At 64.2% G+C, this 17,613-nt stretch carries 15 protein-coding genes; 6 read left to right on the top strand and 9 right to left on the bottom strand.

Translation table 11 applies throughout. The features are described from left to right. Nucleotides 1–11: 11 nt before the first annotated feature. The gene (locus tag DT070_RS01645; protein ID WP_122953839.1) at nucleotides 12–815 is read left to right on the top strand and encodes a thioredoxin family protein; all 804 of its coding nucleotides are present in this window, start codon (nucleotides 12–14) and stop codon (nucleotides 813–815) included. A 65-nt stretch (nucleotides 816–880) separates the two neighbouring features. On the opposite strand, the gene DT070_RS01640 is transcribed toward DT070_RS01645, so the two are convergent. Next, nucleotides 881–1,744, bottom strand: a complete 864-nt coding sequence (locus tag DT070_RS01640) for a hypothetical protein (RefSeq protein WP_369973910.1) — start codon at nucleotides 1,742–1,744, stop codon at nucleotides 881–883. Between the two features lie 408 nt (nucleotides 1,745–2,152). Between DT070_RS01640 and DT070_RS01635 the strand changes: the two genes are divergently transcribed. Next, nucleotides 2,153–3,598 carry a DHA2 family efflux MFS transporter permease subunit gene (locus DT070_RS01635; protein ID WP_122953838.1) on the top strand — a complete coding sequence of 482 codons (1,446 nt, stop codon included), beginning with the start codon at nucleotides 2,153–2,155 and terminating at the stop codon, nucleotides 3,596–3,598. A 13-nt stretch (nucleotides 3,599–3,611) separates the two neighbouring features. Here the strand turns inward: DT070_RS01635 and DT070_RS01630 are convergent, their stop codons facing one another. Both DT070_RS01630 and DT070_RS01625 read right to left on the bottom strand, forming a co-directional pair. Further along, nucleotides 3,612–6,035, bottom strand: coding sequence for a catalase (locus tag DT070_RS01630; RefSeq protein WP_122953837.1), 2,424 nt, complete (start codon nucleotides 6,033–6,035; stop codon nucleotides 3,612–3,614). Between the two features lie 367 nt (nucleotides 6,036–6,402). Then, a complete protein-coding gene (locus DT070_RS01625) occupies nucleotides 6,403–6,645 on the bottom strand; it encodes a hypothetical protein (RefSeq protein ID WP_122953836.1) in 243 nt (80 codons plus the stop codon). 324 nt (nucleotides 6,646–6,969) lie between these two features. Here DT070_RS01625 and DT070_RS01620 point away from each other — a divergent pair, with 324 nt between their 5' ends. Both DT070_RS01620 and DT070_RS01615 read left to right on the top strand, forming a co-directional pair. After that, nucleotides 6,970–7,464, top strand: a complete 495-nt coding sequence (locus DT070_RS01620; protein WP_122953835.1) for a hemerythrin domain-containing protein — start codon at nucleotides 6,970–6,972, stop codon at nucleotides 7,462–7,464. A 131-nt stretch (nucleotides 7,465–7,595) separates the two neighbouring features. Further along, complete coding sequence (locus tag DT070_RS01615; protein ID WP_122953834.1) at nucleotides 7,596–7,970, top strand: GFA family protein; 375 nt, start codon at nucleotides 7,596–7,598, stop codon at nucleotides 7,968–7,970. Between the two features lie 7 nt (nucleotides 7,971–7,977). On the opposite strand, the gene DT070_RS01610 is transcribed toward DT070_RS01615, so the two are convergent. Further along, nucleotides 7,978–8,211: a SlyX family protein gene (locus DT070_RS01610; RefSeq protein ID WP_122953833.1), complete on the bottom strand. Its 234-nt coding sequence runs from the start codon at nucleotides 8,209–8,211 to the stop codon at nucleotides 7,978–7,980. Nucleotides 8,212–8,321: 110 nt separating this feature from the next. Here DT070_RS01610 and DT070_RS01605 point away from each other — a divergent pair, with 110 nt between their 5' ends. After that, the gene (locus DT070_RS01605) at nucleotides 8,322–9,050 is read left to right on the top strand and encodes a glutathione S-transferase N-terminal domain-containing protein (protein WP_122953832.1); all 729 of its coding nucleotides are present in this window, start codon (nucleotides 8,322–8,324) and stop codon (nucleotides 9,048–9,050) included. 876 nt (nucleotides 9,051–9,926) lie between these two features. Here DT070_RS01605 and DT070_RS01595 read toward each other — a convergent pair. After that, the gene (locus tag DT070_RS01595) at nucleotides 9,927–10,913 is read right to left on the bottom strand and encodes a lysylphosphatidylglycerol synthase domain-containing protein (RefSeq protein ID WP_122953831.1); all 987 of its coding nucleotides are present in this window, start codon (nucleotides 10,911–10,913) and stop codon (nucleotides 9,927–9,929) included. A gap of 371 nt (nucleotides 10,914–11,284) precedes the next feature. On the opposite strand from DT070_RS01595, the gene DT070_RS01590 reads away from it, so the two are divergent. Further along, nucleotides 11,285–11,719, top strand: a complete 435-nt coding sequence (locus DT070_RS01590; RefSeq protein ID WP_122953830.1) for an SRPBCC family protein — start codon at nucleotides 11,285–11,287, stop codon at nucleotides 11,717–11,719. 15 nt (nucleotides 11,720–11,734) lie between these two features. Here DT070_RS01590 and DT070_RS01585 read toward each other — a convergent pair whose 3' ends face one another. From DT070_RS01585 to DT070_RS01570, 4 genes are all read right to left on the bottom strand, one after another. Next, on the bottom strand, nucleotides 11,735–12,361 hold the full coding sequence (locus tag DT070_RS01585) for a hypothetical protein (protein ID WP_122953829.1): 627 nt from the start codon (nucleotides 12,359–12,361) through the stop codon (nucleotides 11,735–11,737). Continuing rightward, nucleotides 12,358–13,353 (bottom strand): hypothetical protein, encoded by a 996-nt coding sequence (locus DT070_RS01580; protein WP_153976306.1) that lies wholly within the window; start codon nucleotides 13,351–13,353, stop codon nucleotides 12,358–12,360. Before DT070_RS01580 ends, DT070_RS01585 begins: the two co-directional genes overlap by 4 nt. 21 nt (nucleotides 13,354–13,374) lie before the next feature. Next, nucleotides 13,375–15,363 (bottom strand): autotransporter domain-containing protein, encoded by a 1,989-nt coding sequence (locus DT070_RS01575; RefSeq protein ID WP_164483697.1) that lies wholly within the window; start codon nucleotides 15,361–15,363, stop codon nucleotides 13,375–13,377. Between the two features lie 105 nt (nucleotides 15,364–15,468). Then, nucleotides 15,469–17,475 carry an autotransporter domain-containing protein gene (locus DT070_RS01570; protein WP_122953826.1) on the bottom strand — a complete coding sequence of 669 codons (2,007 nt, stop codon included), beginning with the start codon at nucleotides 17,473–17,475 and terminating at the stop codon, nucleotides 15,469–15,471. Between the last annotated feature and the right edge of the window lie 138 nt (nucleotides 17,476–17,613).

The raw sequence follows: 17,613 nt of genomic DNA, 5'->3' as shown, positions 1-17,613 counted from the left end.
GGGAGCCCGTTGTGAAGCCCAGTTCCGCAAATTCCGTCAATTCCGCCGTCCGTTCAGTGGTCTCCCAAGACGAATGGCTGGCCGCCCGCCGCCTGTTGCTGGCCCGTGAAAAAGAGCTCACCGCCCAGCGCGACCTGGTCAACGCCGAACGGCGCCGCCTGCCCTGGGTGAAGGTCGACAAAGACTATATGTTTGACGGCCCTGCCGGCAAGGTGGCACTGGCCGGCCTGTTCGAGGGGCGCAGCCAGCTGGTCATCTACCACTTCATGTTCGGCCCCGGCTGGAAGGAAGGCTGCCCCAGCTGCTCCTTTGTGGCCGACCACATCGACGGCGCGCTGCCGCACCTGGCGGCGCGCGACATCACGCTGGCGGTGGTCTCACGCGCGCCGCTGCCGGAGCTGGCCGCGTTCCGCCGCCGCATGGGCTGGAGCTTCAAATGGGTCTCGTCGTTCGGCAGTGATTTCAACCATGACTTTCATGTGTCCTTCACGCCGGAGGAGCTGGCCACCGGAAGGGTTGACTACAACTACCGCATGGAGGGCGTTGAAGGCGAAGGCGTGCAGGAGTGGCACGGCATCAGCGTCTTCAGCCAGGACGGGCTGGGCAATGTCTTTCACACCTATTCAAGCTACGCACGCGGCGCGGACTTGCTGGTGGGCGCCTACAACTACATGGACCTCACCCCCAAGGGGCGCGACGAGGAAAACCTGCCTTTCACCATGAGCTGGCTGCGCCACCATGACCAATACGATCTGGACAAGGTCGGCGCCCAGCCCGCGCCCGCGTGTTGCCACGCCGAAGCCCGCGCCGCATGACGGCATCCACAAGCACGCGCCGCGGCGGGACCACGCCCTGAGGCAGTCGGCACGCCATGGTGTTGTTAGAAGCGCACCTTCAGGAAAGCCGAAGGCCCCTTCAGCTTGACGCGAAAGCGCGCGTTGTTGGCGTCCGCTCGGTGCAGGTCGATATCGGTCAGGCCGTAGTCCAGCACCACGCCCACGTTCTTCATCGGGAACCATTCAAGGCCCACGGCGGCGTTGTAGATCTCGCCGCGCACGCTGCCGCCGGACTTCTTCACGCCCGAAGCGTCGGCAAACAGGCGCAGGTCGGGCGTGATCGCGTGCCGCACACCGACCTCCAGCAGTGGCGCCACGGCGTCGTCGCTGTAGCTTTCGCTGATGCTGCCGGTGGCGCCGCCTATGGCCGCGGTGGCGTTCAAGTCCAGGCCGACGCGGTAGTAGGCTGCACCCGCGCCCAGGCCCAGCACGGTATTGCCCGAGCCGAACCACCACTTGTAGGCCAGCTTGGCGAAGTCGACCTTCACATCGAGGTTGGCGGCGCCGGTGGTGGTCACCGTGCCGTTGCCCACGTTGAAGTTGCTGGCCAGCGAATCGGAATAGCCGCGCTTGAACTGGTAGTAGTCAAACGACAAACCCTGGCTGTCAAACAGCAGCACATCGGCTTTGATGCGCGGCATCGTCGTGCTGCTGCTGTCCACATTGCCCGAGTCCAGCCGCCCGAAGCGTGTGTTGACCCCGGCGTTAAAGGTCGGGTCCGCGTGAAAGGCGCCGATGGAAAAGCTGGCGCGGTCCAGCGCGGGCGAGGGCTCGGCCATTGCCGGCAGGCTGGCAGAGCCCAGAAGTGCCAAGGCGCCCAGGCCGGCAAGGTGGCGGGCTACGCGGATGGAGTGGGCGGAGCGGGAGGAGTGGTTGGGATGAGAGCGGAAGAGGTGAGTCAACAGCATGAAGGCAATTCCCAGGCAAAGAGGTGAAGGGGTGCGAATCGATGGATGCGCGGCTGCCCGTTAAATTAATAAAAAGCCTCACGGCCTTCTATCCGCCAAAAGCGGCTGGGTTTGTAGGACACGAACCATCCGCCGGAAATGGTGATAGTATTTTTAGAAGAAAAAGGCCTGTAGCCCAATGCACACGTGCACAAGCAGCTACAAAATCGATAGCAACAGGCCGTGATTCAAAGCCGCTGTGGCATATGTGGACAGCCCGCAGACGGGGTGACAAACACCTTGTTTCCAATCTGCGTTCATCTGCATTCATCTGCGTCATCTGCGTAATCTGCGTAATCTGCAGATAAACGCCTGGGCCTTCATCGGTATATGCATTCAACGAAGCAAAAGAAAGAGGAGAAACCGCAAATGAAAAAAGACATGGACAGCCGCAAGCGCTGGTGGGCGCTGATCGTCTTGTGCCTCGGGGTGCTGATGATCGTGCTCGACACCACCATCGTGAATGTGGCCTTGCCCTCCATCCGCACCGACCTGGCTTTTACCGAGACCTCGCTGGTTTGGGTGGTCAATGCCTACATGCTCACCTTCGGCGGCTTTTTGCTGCTGGGCGGGCGGCTCGGTGATTTGTATGGGCACCGCCGGCTGTTCCTGGCCGGGCTCACGCTTTTCACCGTGGCGTCACTCGCTTGCGGCCTGGCCAACTCGCAGGCGCTGCTGGTGGTGGCGCGTGCGGTGCAGGGCCTGGGCGGCGCGGTGGTGTCGGCGATTTCGCTCTCGCTCATCATGAATCTTTTTACCGAGCCGGCCGAGCGCGCCAAGGCCATGGGCGTCTACGGTTTTGTCTGCGCCGGCGGCGGCAGCATTGGCGTGCTGCTGGGCGGCCTGCTGACGGATGCGCTCAGCTGGCACTGGATCTTCCTGGTCAACCTGCCGATAGGTGCGGCGGTGTTTGCGCTGTGCCTCATGCTGCTGCCCGGCGGCAAGGGCCACGCCGGCGGCGCAAAGCTCGATGTGTGGGGCGCCGTCACCGTCACCACCTCGCTGATGCTGGCGGTGTACGGCATCGTCAACGGCAACGAAGTCGGCTGGCTCTCGGGCCAGACGCTGGGCCTGATCGGCGCGGCCGTGGTGCTGATGGCGCTGTTCCTGGTCATCGAGTCCAAAGTGAAGACGCCGCTGGTGCCGCTGGCCATGTTCCGCCTGCGCAATGTGGCCACCGCCAATGTGGTGGGCGTCATGTGGGCGGCCGCCATGTTTGCCTGGTTTTTCATCTCGGCGCTGTACATGCAATTGGTGCTGGGCTACAGCGCCATGCAGGTCGGCCTGGGCTTTTTGCCGGCCAACCTGATCATGGCCGCGTTCTCGCTGGGCCTGTCGGCCAAGATCGTGATGCGCTTTGGCATACGCGCGCCGCTGGCGGCCGGGCTGCTGATGGCCGCTGTCGGCCTGGCGCTCTTTGCGCGCGCGCCGGTGGGCGGCAGCTTTGCCGTCGATGTGCTGCCCGGCATGCTGCTGCTGGGCCTGGGCGCGGGCATCGCCTTTAACCCCATGCTGCTGGCCGCCATGAGCGATGTCGACCCGAGCGAGTCGGGCATTGCGTCGGGCGTGGTCAACACCTCTTTCATGATGGGCGGCGCCCTGGGCCTGGCCGTGCTGGCCAGCCTGGCGGCGGCGCGCACCGCATCGCTGGCGGTTGGTGGGGCCGATGCCGTGGCGGCACTCAACGGCGGCTACCAGATGGCGTTTGTGGTGGGCGCCATCTTTGCCGCCGCCGCTGCGGTGCTGGGTGCGGTGCTGTTGCGCCCCGCCACTGCGGCGGCCGGCGCCGGCAACCCGGCAGCGGCTACGCATTAGCAGTTGGCAGAACCTAGACCAGGGGCGGATCCGTCTCGCGCTCAAAGTGGCGGTGCCGTGCCATCGCCTGGATAAAGCGTTTGACCGCTCCCGCCGTATCGCCGCCGGCTTGCACGATCAGGCCGGGGTCGGCAGGGCCGCCTTTTTTGCCTTTCGCGCCCGCATCGGCCGCGGCTGAAATGCCGGCCTTATCCAGCAGGCCGACCGAGGCACCCAGCGCCAGGATGGTTTTGCAATGGCGGAACTGGTCCTTGATGAATTCCATCGTGTGACCGTCCGCTGCCAGGGTCGCCACCGCGTCCTCGCCGTCCGGCAACACCAGCGCGTCAAACAAAAAGCCGGGCTCGTTTTCGAGTGACGCATCGGCGTCCAGCGTCTGGCCCTCGGCTGTTTTCATCGGGCCGATGTGCGGACCGACCAGCCGCGGCACCGCGCCTGCGTCTGCCAGTGCGGCCTGGATCTGGTCTATCGCCGCACCGTCTGCGCCCGGTGCCACCAGCACCGCGATCTTGCGCCCGCGTATGCCGCCGTCTCCCGGGCGCGCCATCAACGACAGCGCGGGCGACACGGTGATCTCTGGCTTGGCCGGCCTGGCCAGCGCCAATGGCATGGGCTCCGGCAAGTCCGCCATGCCCAGGCCTTTGGCCACTTCGCGCGCCAGCGGCTCAGAGGCATTGCGCAGTGAGGAGATCATGCGTTCACGGATCGCCGGTACCGTGACCTTGCTCAACTCAAAGCGGAAGGCCGCGGCAATGTGCGCCTGCTCCACCGGTGTCTGGCTGTTGAAGAACAGCGCAGCCTGCGTGTAGTGGTCGGCAAACTTCTCGGGCTTGGCGCGTACCTTGCCTTGTTCCTCCTTGGCCTGAAGGCGCGCGGGCACGCTGACAAAACCTTGAGCAGCGCCGGCCTGGAAGGGACAGCCGCCGGCCAGCGAGTTTGGCTCGTACGCCACGCGCCCGCGCGGGATCGCCTGGCGATGCATGCCGTCGCGCTGGTTGTTGTGCACCTGGGCCAGCGGCGCGTTGATCGGGATCTCATGGAAGTTGGGGCCGCCCAGACGCGATATTTGCGTGTCGACGTAGGAGTGGATGCGCCCGGCCAGCAGCGGGTCGTTCGAAAAGTCGATACCCGGCACCACGTGCGCCGTGCAAAACGCCACCTGCTCGGTCTCTGCAAAGAAGTTGTCGGGGTTGCGGTTCAGTACCATGCGGCCCAGCGGCTGCAGCGGGACGAGTTCTTCCGGAATGAGCTTGGTCGCGTCCAGGATGTCGAAGCTGAACTGCTCTGCCTGCTCTTCGGTAAACACCTGCACAGACAGCTCCCATTCGGGGTAAACGCCAGCCTCGATGCGCTCCCACAAATCGCGGCGGTGAAAGTCCGGGTCGGCGCCTGAAATCTTCACGGCTTCGTCCCACACCAGTGAGTGCGTGCCGAACTTCGGGTTCCAGTGGAACTTCACAAACACCGATTCACCCGCCTCGTTGACGAAGCGGTAGCTGTGCACGCCAAAGCCCTGCATGGTGGCGTAGCTGCGCGGAATGCCCCGGTCGCTCATCACCCACATCAGCATGTGGGTCGACTCCGGCATCAGCGACACAAAATCCCAGAAGGTGTCGTGCGCGCTGGCGGCTTGCGGCATGGCGTGGTGTGGCTCCGGCTTCACGGCATGCACCAGGTCAGGGAACTTCATCGCGTCCTGGATAAAGAACACCGGCATGTTGTTGCCCACGAGGTCCCAGTTGCCTTCGTCGGTATAAAACTTCACGGCGAAGCCGCGCACGTCACGCGCCGTGTCCTTGGAGCCGCGCTCGCCCTGCACGGTCGAAAAGCGCACAAACACCGGCGTGATCTTTCCTTCTTCCTGAAAAGGCGCCGCTTTGGTGTGCTGGGTAAAGGGCTTGTAGCACTCGAAGAAGCCGTGCGCGCCGGAGCCGCGCGCGTGCACGATGCGCTCGGGGATGCGTTCGTGGTCAAAGTGCGTGAGCTTTTCGCGCAGCACAAAATCCTCCAGCAGCACCGGGCCGCGCAGGCCCTGCTTGAGCGAGTTCTGGTTGTCGGAAATCGCCACGCCCTGGTTGGTCGTCAGCACCTGCCCGCCGGAGTCAACCCTGACGCGGTCCAGCGGCTCGATGGTCGAGTTGACACCTTCGGGCGCCAGGCTGCCGGTTTTTTCGGAACCGTTTTCCTCGCTCAGGGTGCTGCCCGTGGCGAGGCGGGATTCGGGCACAACCCCCGCTCCCTGCGCCGGGGCGAGGCCGTTTTGAAAGCCGTGCTCGCCGGCCTTGTTAGGGTTGTAGGGCATGCCCGCGGCCAGGTCCTGCACTTGTGCCGCTTTTTCAGCGGCAGGGTCTGCGCTTGCAGGGGGTGATGTTTTGGAAGGCCCGCTGTCGGTGTTTTTGGGGGCTGCTTTTGAGGAGATACCAGGAGGTTTAGGCATGGGGGGCAATCAGGTAGGGTGGATGGATGGGGGGTATGTGTTGCGCGGAAAGGTGAGGCAGGGCGTGTGAACTGAGACGCGTGCATGGCACTGCAAATCAAGAAAAACGCAAACAGGTACAGCAAAAAACCGCTAACGCAGTTGATGCTATTTTTCGTGGATGAGGTGCGATGTAGGACGCTGCGCCGAGCCCATCACGGAAGGTGCCTTCCACACGCACCGAGGCGTACGTGAGCCGCCGTCCACGCTGGCCTGCTGCCACGGGGCGGTGCAACCTTTAGAGGGATGTCGGGATGCGCAAAACTTTGCGCGGGAGGTCAAAGGACCTGAATGGAGCCCAAGCCGCGTCAAGGCGCGGCGATACAGATCAATACACGCCGAACAACGCCCGTATCTCGTCGCCCGCGGTGCGCCCGTGTTTGGCGCTGGTGTACTTGTCGCCTACGTCGGCGCACTTTTCCATGATCAGCAGGGTGTATTCCTGCAACTCCGGCGTCAGGGCTTCACCCTCTACCAACACACCGGCCAGCTTGGCCAGGTTGACCAGCTGGGTGTCTGAAATGGAACCGATGGAAAAGTCCGATGACTTGAAATCAGGGGGAAGTGGCATGGGGTGCACCTGCTTTCGGGTTGTATGGTGGTTCGGCGGGGGCTGGCCGGGTTTTGCCATGCAGCTTAGTCCAGGCTTGTGACGGCGGTATTCAGTCTTTTCCCTAAGAATCAACACCGTTACGTCTGCGCTTGCCGGTTGATTTGGGGCCCGCCGCGCAACGATGTACCCGCTTCACACTTTCCTACAAGGCGTGGCTGGGTTTGACTACCCTGCGCCATACGCATGCCGGAAAAGATAGCACTACAGCCTGCTTCTATCCCGCTTGAAGCAGCTGCGGCGAAATTACCAACCCTGACCATCAGACCCCACCAAGGAAAAATCATGCCCACCGCAACCAAGACTTCGACCAGCAAATCCCCCGCATCCAAAGCAGCAGCACCCAAAGAGGCGACTGCACTGCTGCGGGCCGACCACAAACTGGTGAGCGACCTGTTTGAGCAATACGAAAAAAGCCGCTCGACTTCCAAAAAGAAGGATCTGGTGGCGCAGATCTGCAAGGAGCTGACAGTGCATGCGCAGGTCGAAGAAGAAATCTTCTACCCGGCCGTCAAAGCCGCCCTGAAAGACCACGAACTTATTCCTGAAGCCAACGTGGAACACGCCACGCTGAAAGATCTGATCGCGCAAGTCGAAGGCATCGAGCCCGACGGCGAAATGTTTGACGCGAAGATCAAGGTCATGTCTGAGTACGTGAAGCACCACGTCAAGGAAGAACAAAACGAGATCTTCCCCAAGGCGCGAGCCACCAGCCTGGACATGACCGAACTGGGCGAGCAAATCACCGCCCGCAAGCAGGAACTGATGAGCGCGATGTAACCCGCTGCATCGGTTTGCCGAGAGCCCGCCGGTGGAAACGCCGGCGGGCTTTTGTGTGTGCTTTTGTGTGTTTGCGATATGGCGATGCGCAACTATCATGACGTGCCCGAGCCTCACAAAAGGAGCCTTGTATGACGATCACGGCCAGCTGCCATTGCGGCAAGAACACCTTCCGCGTCGAGGGTGACATCCCTGAGCAGCTCACGCGCTGCACCTGTTCGTTCTGCGCCAAAAGCGGCCCCCTGCGGGCCTACTACGCGCCCGAGCAGTTCCATGTCACCTCATCGCCTGACGGCGACGCCATCTACCGCTGGCAAAGCAAGATGGTCGCGCACCACTTCTGCGCCGGCTGCGGTGTGTACACCTATTCAGACAGCCCGGCGTTCGAGATGGACGGCAAGTGGGACGGCGTCACGCGCAGCATCGGCCTCAACGCGCGGCTCATTGACAACTTCGACGCGGCCGAAGCGCCCGTGACCGTGATCGACGGCAAGAACCTCTGGTGAACCCCGCCTAGAAGTGCGGCGGCAGCTCGTCGCGCAGGCTGCGTGCGGTGGTGATGTCGCCGTCGCGCACCGGGCTGGCCTTGAGCTCGGCCACCTCGCGCAGCAGGGCGTCGATTTGCTGCTGCTGGCGCACGATGACCTTGTCGAGCTGGTCCAGCAGGTCTTCGGTAAAGCTGGCCTTGATCTCGAGTTCGGTCAGGCGCTGGTCGGTGTTCGGTGCTTCCATCCCTGTATTGGACATGAATTTGGCGCTTGGCCGGGCAATTCCCTGCCACGCGCAGGATTGGGCAGCTTGGGCTACATTGGCGCTGAAATTCAGTTTCGCTCCGTCAAAACACCCTCATACCCGCCATGACCAAATCCAAAAACCCCTCCAAGACCTTCCCCAAAGACTTCCCCATCACCCAAAAATGGCCCGCCCAGCACCCGGAGCGCATCCAGCTCTATTCGCTGCCCACGCCCAACGGCGTCAAGGTTTCGATCCTGCTGGAAGAACTGGGCCTGGCCTATGAGCCGCACCTGGTGAACTTTGAAACCAACGACCAGATGTCGCCGGCGTTCCTCTCGCTCAACCCCAACAACAAGATCCCCGCCATCATTGACCCGAACGGCCCCGACGGCCAGCCGCTGGCTTTGTTTGAATCCGGCGCCATCCTGGTCTACCTGGCCGGGAAGGCCGGCAAACTTATTCCTGCCGACACCGCGGGCCGTTATGAAACCCTTCAATGGGTGATGTTCCAGATGGGCGGCATCGGCCCGATGTTCGGCCAGCTGGGGTTCTTCCACAAGTTTGCCGGCAAGGAGTACGAAGACAAACGCCCGCGCGACCGCTACGTCGCCGAATCCAAACGCCTGCTCGGCGTGCTCGACAAACACCTTGAAGGCCGCAACTGGATGATGGGTGACGAGTACACGATCGCTGACATCGCGATCTTTCCGTGGGTGCGCAACCTCAATGGCTTTTATGAGGCTGGCGGCCTGGTGGAGTTTGAGAGCTTTGCGAATGTGAAGCGGGTGCTGGCGGCTTTTGTGGCGCGGCCTGCGGTGGTGAAGGGGTTGACGATTCCCAAGCGGGGTTGATGAGCGGGGTTTTGCGCAGGTCCCCCGCACCCGCACCCGCACCCCGCACCCCGCACCCCGCACCCGTTCGGGCTGAGCCTGTCGAAGCCTCCCCTCTGTTCGGGCTGAGGTATCGAAGCCCCTGGTTGTTTCGAGCGCCGAGTTGTTGAGTTCCGGAGCCGGGGTTGCCGGCGGCAACTCACTTTTACCGAAACCCGCAAAGCGGGTTTTCTTTGTTCGCCAAAGGCGCGCTATGCGCGCGGGGTTTGCTCACTTCGCGTAGCGAAGTTACGCAAACACCAAAAGTAAGCAAAAGAAAGGCGACCCTGGTTCCTGCGTCCCTCCGCTTCGCTGCGGGCAACCTGCGGTGCTCGGCCCAGCCGGGGTCAAAAACAACTCGCCTTCGGCTCAAACAAGTTTTTGCCCTGATCCGTCTGGTCCTCCGCTCCTCGGCGCATCCACAAGGGGCAATCGGGAGCGGGGACAGAAGGCAAATACCGAAGACAAATCCAACAAGGACTCGCCGTGGCGAGTCCTTGATTCTTTTGGTATTCGGTATTGGTATTCGGCAGTTTGATATTCCTGTCTCCACCCCCTTCTGGATGCGCCGAGGAGCGGAGTTTCAGGCGGATCAGGGATCGCGTTGTTTGAGCGAAGCGAGTTTAGCGAGACCCGCCTGAATCGAGCACCGCAGGTCGCCCGTAGCGAAGCGAAGGGACGCAGCCAGCAGGGTCGCCTTTTCTTTGCTTACTTTCTTTTGGCGAAGCAAAAGAAAAGTGAGTTGCTACCGGGCAACCCCCGGCCAGCAAGCCTCAGCAAAAACCACATCGCCGGAGCACACCAGGCTTCGACACGCTCAGCCCGAACGGGGAGGGGGAGAGCAGGGCTTCGCCAAGCTCAGCCAGAACTACCAACAGCCTGCGAGGCCGTATACCTCTCCAGCAAAACATAAAGCACCAATCCCCCCGCCAGCGGCAACAAGTAATACAGCGCCCGGTAAGCCAGCACCGCCCCCATCAACGCCCCCTGCCGCACACTGCCCGACAGCAGCGCCAGGTACACCGCCTCAATCACCCCCAGGCCACCCGGTATCGGCATGATCACGCCGATGATGGACGCGGCCATCAATACACCCAGCGTGATGCCGTAAGGCACCTTCTGACCGAGCAGCAAATACATGGCCGCGCCCATCAACGCCCAGTTGGCGGCTGACAGCAGCAGCTGCACCACCGCCAGTCGCGCAGAAGGCAGCTGTAAATTCTTGCCCCGCACACGCCACGTCCGCCCGCGTGCAAAAGCGCAGGCCACCACATAGCCCAGCGCCAACAGCACCATGCCGACACCCAGCACCCGCAAAGCGTCGGCGCCGATGTGCGCTTGGCTGGGCGGCGCGATCAGCCCCGCCGCAAACAGGCTACCCGCCACCAGCCCGTAACCCAGCCAGTTGGTCGCCAGGCTGATGCCCACGATTTGTGCAATCGTGGCTTCGTCGAGCCCGGCCCGCGCATACAGCCGCGCGCGCAAGGCCACGCCACCCACCAGCGAGCCCAGGTTCAGGTTGAAGGCATAACTCGTCACCGCAATCGCCCACGCCTGCAGGCGCGGCAGCTTGTGCTTGGTGTGGTGCCGGCCCAGCAGGTCAAAGCAGCCATACAGCGCGTGGCTGAGGGTGGCCAGGCCCAGCACGGCCAGTAATAGAAGAGGGGAGTAGCGCCACAGCGCCTCCCAGGCGCCCACCCAGTCGACCTTGTGCGCATGCGACGCCAGCAGGCCCAGCACGAGGATGCCGAACACCGGCAAGCCCCACCGGCGCACGTGCGGCCACGCGGTGGATGCAAAGGCGAAGAAAGGATTTGCGGAGGCCGGGGCCGCGTTGCTGGGCATGATGACTGTGATTGTCCGCAGCGATGCAGGGCCAAGCCAGCGAGGCCGGCGATGGTTTTTGTAGGCCTAAACCGACGAACAGGACGCGGGCTGGATGAGGGCGGATGCCGGCTGCAAGCCTGCCAAGACCCCCCGGTTGCTATCAATTAAGGAGCTATCAGCCCAGGTGTTTATTGGGCTATAGGCCGATTTGATGCTAAACACTGATCCGGACTGTGAAGCCCCATGGGGTTTTTTTCAGCTGTCTCCAAGGCGCATCTCCCCCTGACTTGAGGGGGGCGCCCTTGCGCCGGCCTTCCTAAAATTGATGAGCAGCATGTGGATCTGCTGATGGATCGGCATATGAAACGAGACAAACGAAAGGGAAAGCGATGTTCACCGTCTCTTGTGTAGAAGACATGCGGTGTTCACCGCTGGCCGCATTCGGGTATGCCGGTGACTACGCCAACGATTCGGCATGGCGGCGAGGCGTTCTTTCCATGGCGTATGAATCCGGCGGACCGGTGGCGCCCGGCGCGCGCACGCGGGAAATCTTCCGGGTGATGGGGTTGCGGACTGTCATCCTCGCCGAGGTGACCGACTACACGCCCGGCCGTACGGCGTTTCGCACGGTGTCCGGCCCTGTGCGCTGCGATGGCAGCCGGGAGTTTTGTGCCGGTCCACTCGGCACCCGGTTCACTTACACCCTGAATGTGCGTGACACGGGGCCGTTTCGCCCGCTCGAACCGCTCATCAGCTTTCTGCTGGCAAGGCAGGTTCCGGCAGACCTTCGCAGGTTGAAGCTGCGGCTTGAGGCGGGCTTGTAAGGCCGGCTTTCGTCCTCAGGGCTGTGCCTGCAGCTTGCAGTTTTTGGCCAGAAACATCTCCACCAGATGTTCGTGGCGCGCTTGTGTGGCCGCCATGGCCATCTGCGCATCCATGGCCTTTTGCTGGGTGGCCATCATGGCGTTGGTGGTTTGCTGTGCTTCGGCCATCCGGGAGTTCATGGTGGCCTGAGCGCTGAGACCGCCGAACATGCCGGCCACCATGCCGACCCCGGGAATCATGCTGAGCAGGCCCGTTGCCGTGGAGGCGCCGCTTTGCAGCGAGCTGAGCCCTCCGCCGGTCTGCTGCAGCATTTTCTGGCGCGAATCTTCGGCGGCCGCGAGCGTGGCCATGGCTTGAGCCTGCTGTTCATTCAGTTTGGTCTGCAGGGTCTCTGTTTCTGCCTGAATTTGCGCGCAGGTCATGCGCGCATCGCTCATCTTTTTGACACCGGCCGGCTGGTGTCCGTAGCGGGCCATTGCCGCATCGGCTGCAGCGGGTTCTGCCGCTGCCGTGGCTTCCTCAGGCGGTGGCGGCGTCTGCGGTGTTTGGGCCCACAGCGACTCCACGGTCAAGGCAGCCATCAGCGCTATCTGCGCCGCCGTCCGCAGGCATCTCCATACGGGCTTCCCGGCCTTGTTCATGATGGTTGTCCTTTCTGGTCAATCTGCCTGAGCATGTTGGCCCAGTCCGCCGTGAACAAGGTGCCCAGCAGGCGGCCCGTGGCGCTGGCCGGATGCACCTGGCCTTTGGGCAGCGCGGTCCAGGTCGCTTTGGATGTCACCACGTAGGCCACCATGAACTGGATGTCCGACGGCGGCCGTGAAGCGTCGATCAGGTCTTTATTGATCGTGCCGTTGACCAGCAGCGGCCTTGTGGTGTTCATCGCCACCAGCTGGTAGCCGCCGCTGCGCCGCAGCAGTGTCAGGCCGTTGTAGGTGCCCAGCACCGTCGAATCGGAAATCACATCCAGGTCATTGACCACTACCGTCAGGCTGTCGCCTTTACCCGGGGTGTGCGCGCTGCCGTCGGCATGGCGCACCGTGGACTTGTCTGCCAGCTTGATGGGGTGGGCGCGCACCGTCAGGCTGGCCGCCACGGCCGGCCCCATGGGCCCGCCGCGCCTGTGGCCGAAGCCGCCGCCGCTGATCAGGCTCACGCCTTGCGGATTGGCCAGGGGCGCCTGACTGAGCAGCAGGGCATACAGCGCGTCGAGCTTCAGGCGCATCTGTGGTGCGCCGGCGACGGAGAGCTTGCCGCCATACGCCGGCACGGGTTCGACATAGCCTCTCACGCTGGATGCTTCGCCGGGCATGCTGGTGATGCTGGCCGGTTGCTGCCAGGCCTGGGCGATATAGCGTGGTGGAAAGCTGTCGCTGCTCTCCAGTCTTTCCGCAGGTGCGGCTTTTGCCTTTGCACTGTAGGCCGGCTCGGGCATGGTCACTTGTTTGCCCGGGTCAGGGCGCACGGGCTGGTCCGGCGTTGCGGCTTTTTGCAGGCCCTGCGAGATGGCGTGGCCGATTGCCTGTTGCAGCACGCCGTTGAGCAGGTCGGTGGCCTGGGCGTGAAAGGAGCTTGCAAGCAAGGTTGCGCAGGCCATAACACGAGCCGGCGAGGAGAGGGAAGAAATTGACATGGGTGAGTCCTTTCAGATGATTCAGAACCCGACGCGCAGGCTGAGCGCCGCCGAGAGGCCAGGGTCTTCGCCGCGCGACGCGGCATGCACGGAAAAGCTCAGAACGGTGTTGCGACTCAGGCGGTGGTCCAGGTCCACGCCGGCACGCATCCACGAGCGGCGCGTCTCTGCGCCGCTCTGGTTGAAGGAAAAAAGCCCGAGTGCCTGGCCGTTCAGCGCAGGGCCGTTGCCGTCAAAACGGTGCGCCAGCTCCAGCGATCCGCGCAGCTGGGTGGCACCGTTGATGGCATGTGATGAAGCAAGCCCGACGCGCGACTCAAGCGACGAGTGCGCCTGGTCGTCAAACCGCGCCGGAAAGCCGCCGCCCGTTTCGGTATAGGCGCCGCGGGTGGTGCGCGTGCTGGTCAGCGCCACATACGGCGACAGCGCCACAGCGCCCGCCGTCCAGGCCTGGTTCCAGTCCGCGTGCAGGCGCAGGGCGGTGGACTTCACGTCCGTACTGCCCTGCGAGTGGTCGGTGCCGGCGCCGCCCGCGTAGCCACGGCGGATGTCGCTGCGCCAGTTGCCCCATACCGCGGTGGCTGAAAGTTGCGGGCCGGAAGGCAGCTGGTAGTTCACCTCCGCCACCACGTGGTTGCCGGCCAGGCGGTTGCTGCCGAACTCGCCCAGATGCTGGTTTTGCCGGCTGTAGCCCAGGCCGAGGCCGGCGCGCACCGCACCCGCCGCGAAGTCACGGCAGACGCCGACTTCGGCCAGGGTCTCGCTGCTGTCGCGCCCGCCCGTGTGTTGCCCGGCATCGCCCGTCGCCCAGAAACAGCTTTGCCCGGCCAGGTCGCCGTACGACATCAGCGGGCGGTGGTGGCTGCCCCAAAGAATCATGCGCGTGAGCGATTGGGCATGGTGAAACGATGCGTTGACCGCATTCAGGCTTTGGGTGTAGTTGGCCGGTTGCATCACGCCCGAGCCGATGGGCGACACGCGCGCAAGCCACGCCTCGTCAATGTTGCCGTTGCGCCCGGTGCCCACCACGATGCTGCCGTCGGCGTTGGTGGCGGTGGCGCGCTCCAGCTCCCAGCGGCTGCTGTCCACGCCGGCGCCGGCCAGCCAGTCGGCCACCGACTGCATGCCGGTGGTTTCCGTCCAGCGGAAGGCGTGTGAACTGGTGTCGGCCTTTTGCGCCTGCCCGACCACGACGAGGCCGTTGGCTGACACCGCGTTGGCCTGGCTGTCGCGTCCGCCCAGCGTGCCCAGGTCCGACATGCCGCCGGTGGTGTTCCACCTGAACGCGTGCCGGCCGCCGCCCGCGGCCTGGCTCACGCCCACCACCACGTCACCGCTTCCGGAGACGCCGGTCGCCTCGCTGTAAGGGTCGGCTTGCGGCCCGCCCAGCAGCGACCCCAGGTCTTGCATGCCTGCGGCCTCCGTCCAGCGAAAGGCGTGGGTGATGGTGCCGGTCGTCTTGACCCCGACGATCACCGAGCCGTCATGTGAGGTTGCCGCCGCGGAGCTGTCGCCGTTGGTAAAGCCGGCGGCGATGTTCTGGATGCCCGCCTGCGTCCAGCGCACGGCGCGTTTGGCGCCGCTGGCCAGCACCGCTTCGCCCACGACCACATTGCCGTCGCCTGAAACCGCGCGGCCTTGGCTGCTGCCGCCAACGGCCAGCGTGCCCAGGTCGACCAGCCCGGCGGATGTCCAGCGAAAGGCATGAAACTCGCTGCCGACGAGGTACGCGCCCGTGGCCACCTTGCCGTCGGCCGACAGGCCGAAGACGGCGCCGCGGTCCGCGCCCAGGCCGCTGAGCGGCGCCATGGCCGAGCCTGCCGTGCCGGTGGACGCCAGCGGCACATCGGCGGGCGAGTCGGTGCTGCCGCCCACCGTGCTGCCATCGGCCGAGATAGTCCAGATCACGCTGCCCGCGCCGAAACCGCGCAGTTCATTTTGCGCATTGGCGGCCGGGTGGTAGGCGGCGATCAATGCGAGCGCCAGGGGAGTCAATAGGGAAGTTTTCACGTCGTGTCCTGATAAGCGTTCGAAGCTGAACGGGTAAAAATGAATCAAGTGCGGGGCAGGGCGCATGCAGGCGCGCCTGCGACCGCACCCTGCCCAAGAGCAGCCTTAAAAGCCGACGCGCAAGGTCACCGCCGCTGTCAGGCGCGGGTCGTCGCCCCGGCTGGCGGCGTGCACGGAAAAGCCCAGCAGCGTGGAGTTGTTGATCTGGTGATCAATGTCCAACCCCGCGCGCATCCAGGTCTTTGACTCGCTCAGGCCCGGCTGGCTGAAGCTGAAGAGGCCCAGCACCTGGCCCGAGGTGCGCGGCGTGTCGCCATCCAGGCGGCGTATGCCTTCCAGCGTGGCGCGCAGGCGCGTGGCCGGCGTCAGCGGGTAGCCCGCCGCCACGCCCAGGCGTGCTTCCAGGCCCGACTGCGTTTGCGCGTCAAAGCGCGCGGGGAAGCCGCCGCCGCTTTCGGTGTAGCCGCCGGTGGTGGTGCGCGTGGCGGTGAGCGCCCCATAAGGCGACAGCGCGGTCGCGCCCAGGGCCCAGGCGTCGTTCCAGTCGGCGCGAAGGCGCAAGGCGGTGGACTGCACATCGGTGCTGCCTCGTGAGTAGTCCGTACCCGAGCCGCCGATATAGCCCCGGGTGACGTCTGCAGTCCACCGTCCATGCATGCCTGTGACCGACAGCAACGGGCCGGCCTGTGTCTGGTAATTGACTTCGGCCACCACATGGTTGCCGCCGGTTTTGGCGGAGCCGAACTGGCCGAGGTCCTGGCTTTGCCTGCCGAAGCCCAGGCCTATGCCGGCGCGAACCGCGCCACCGGCAAAGTCCCGGCACAGGCCGAATTCGCCGGCCGTGTCGGTCACGGCGCGCTCGCCGCCGCGGTGGCCCAGGTCGCCCGTGGCCCAGAAGCAGCTCTGGCCGTTGAGCTTGTAAGAAGCCAGCGGCCGGTGGTGCGCGCCCCACATCACCATGCGCGTGAGGTGCTGGTTGGCATTCGCCCACGCCTGGTTGACGACCATGGTGCTTTGCACGTAGTTGTCGGGTTGCATGATGCCGGAGCCGTAAGGCGATACGCGGGCGATCCAACCCCGGCTGGCGCTTGCACCCGGCGCCCAGCCGGTCCCCACCAACACGCTTCCGTCTTCGTTGGCCGAAGTTGCGAGGCTGAGGGTCCATCCCGCAACGGACGCTCCGTTGCTGGTGAGCCAGTCGGTGACCGATTGCATGCCGGTGGCCTCGGTCCAGCGGAAGGCGGTCAGGGATGTGGCGATTCCCGGCGCATAGCCGACGATCACCTTGCCGTCGCGGGAAATACCGTAGGCGGCGCTATTGCCGGTGGCAGTGCTCAGGCTGCCAAGGTGTTGCATGCCGTCTGCTTGCGTCCAGCGAAAAGCCTGCGCGGGACCGGCACTCACCAGTTGCGAAAACCCGACCACCACTGTGCCGTCGCCGGACACGGCATTGGCCTGGCTGCCGGGGCCGCCCAGCGTGCCAAGGTCCGTCATGCCGGCGGACGTCCAGCGAAAGGCGTGTTGAGAGCCGCCGCGGGCAATGTTGCCGTAGCCGACCACGACTGATCCATCTGCCGACAGGCCCGTAGCCTCGCTGTACGTACCTGTCCCGAGGACGCCCAGGTTCGTCATTCCGCCCGCAGCCGTCCATCGATAGGCCTTGCGCTCACCGGTGGCGGGGTCCGACGCGCCCGCCATGACGATGCCGTCATCGGAGACCACCGCGCTATAGCTGCTGAGGCCGCCCAGCGTGCCGATGTCCTGCATGCCCGTCGCCGCCGTCCAGCGAAATGCGCCCTGCCGTGTGCCGGCGGAGAACCTGCCTGCGATGACACTGCCGTCGCGGGAAACGCCCATGGCGCGGCTGTCAAGCGCGGGCAATTGCATATTCTGCAAGCCTTCTTTTTCCGTCCAGCGAAAGGCGCGGTTGACCCGTGCCGATCCAGGCAGCACAGCGATGCCCACCACGGTGCTGCCGTCCGATGAAATGGCGGCGGGCTCGGTCTCCCTGCCCAGGCTGCCGAGGTCAAGCACCGATTGCGCGCCGGCAGGCAGTGCGAAAGCGCTCGCGAGCGCCCACACCATGGGGTTGAGCCTGAATTTTTTCAACATGATTTCCTTTGGGAGAGCGCCAAAAAAGCAGCGAGGCTGTGGCGGCGCGTGAAAGAGGGAAGGGTTCAGAAAAAGTTTAGAAATGCGCGGGTGCGCAAACTCCCCCCGGCGCAGGGGGGTTTGGCGCGGCCACTGTGT

Source organism: Polaromonas sp. SP1, assembly GCF_003711205.1.
GTDB lineage: Bacteria > Pseudomonadota > Gammaproteobacteria > Burkholderiales > Burkholderiaceae_C > Polaromonas.
Note: the sequence above shows the minus strand (reverse complement) of the source record. Positions and strands in the feature narration are given on the sequence as shown.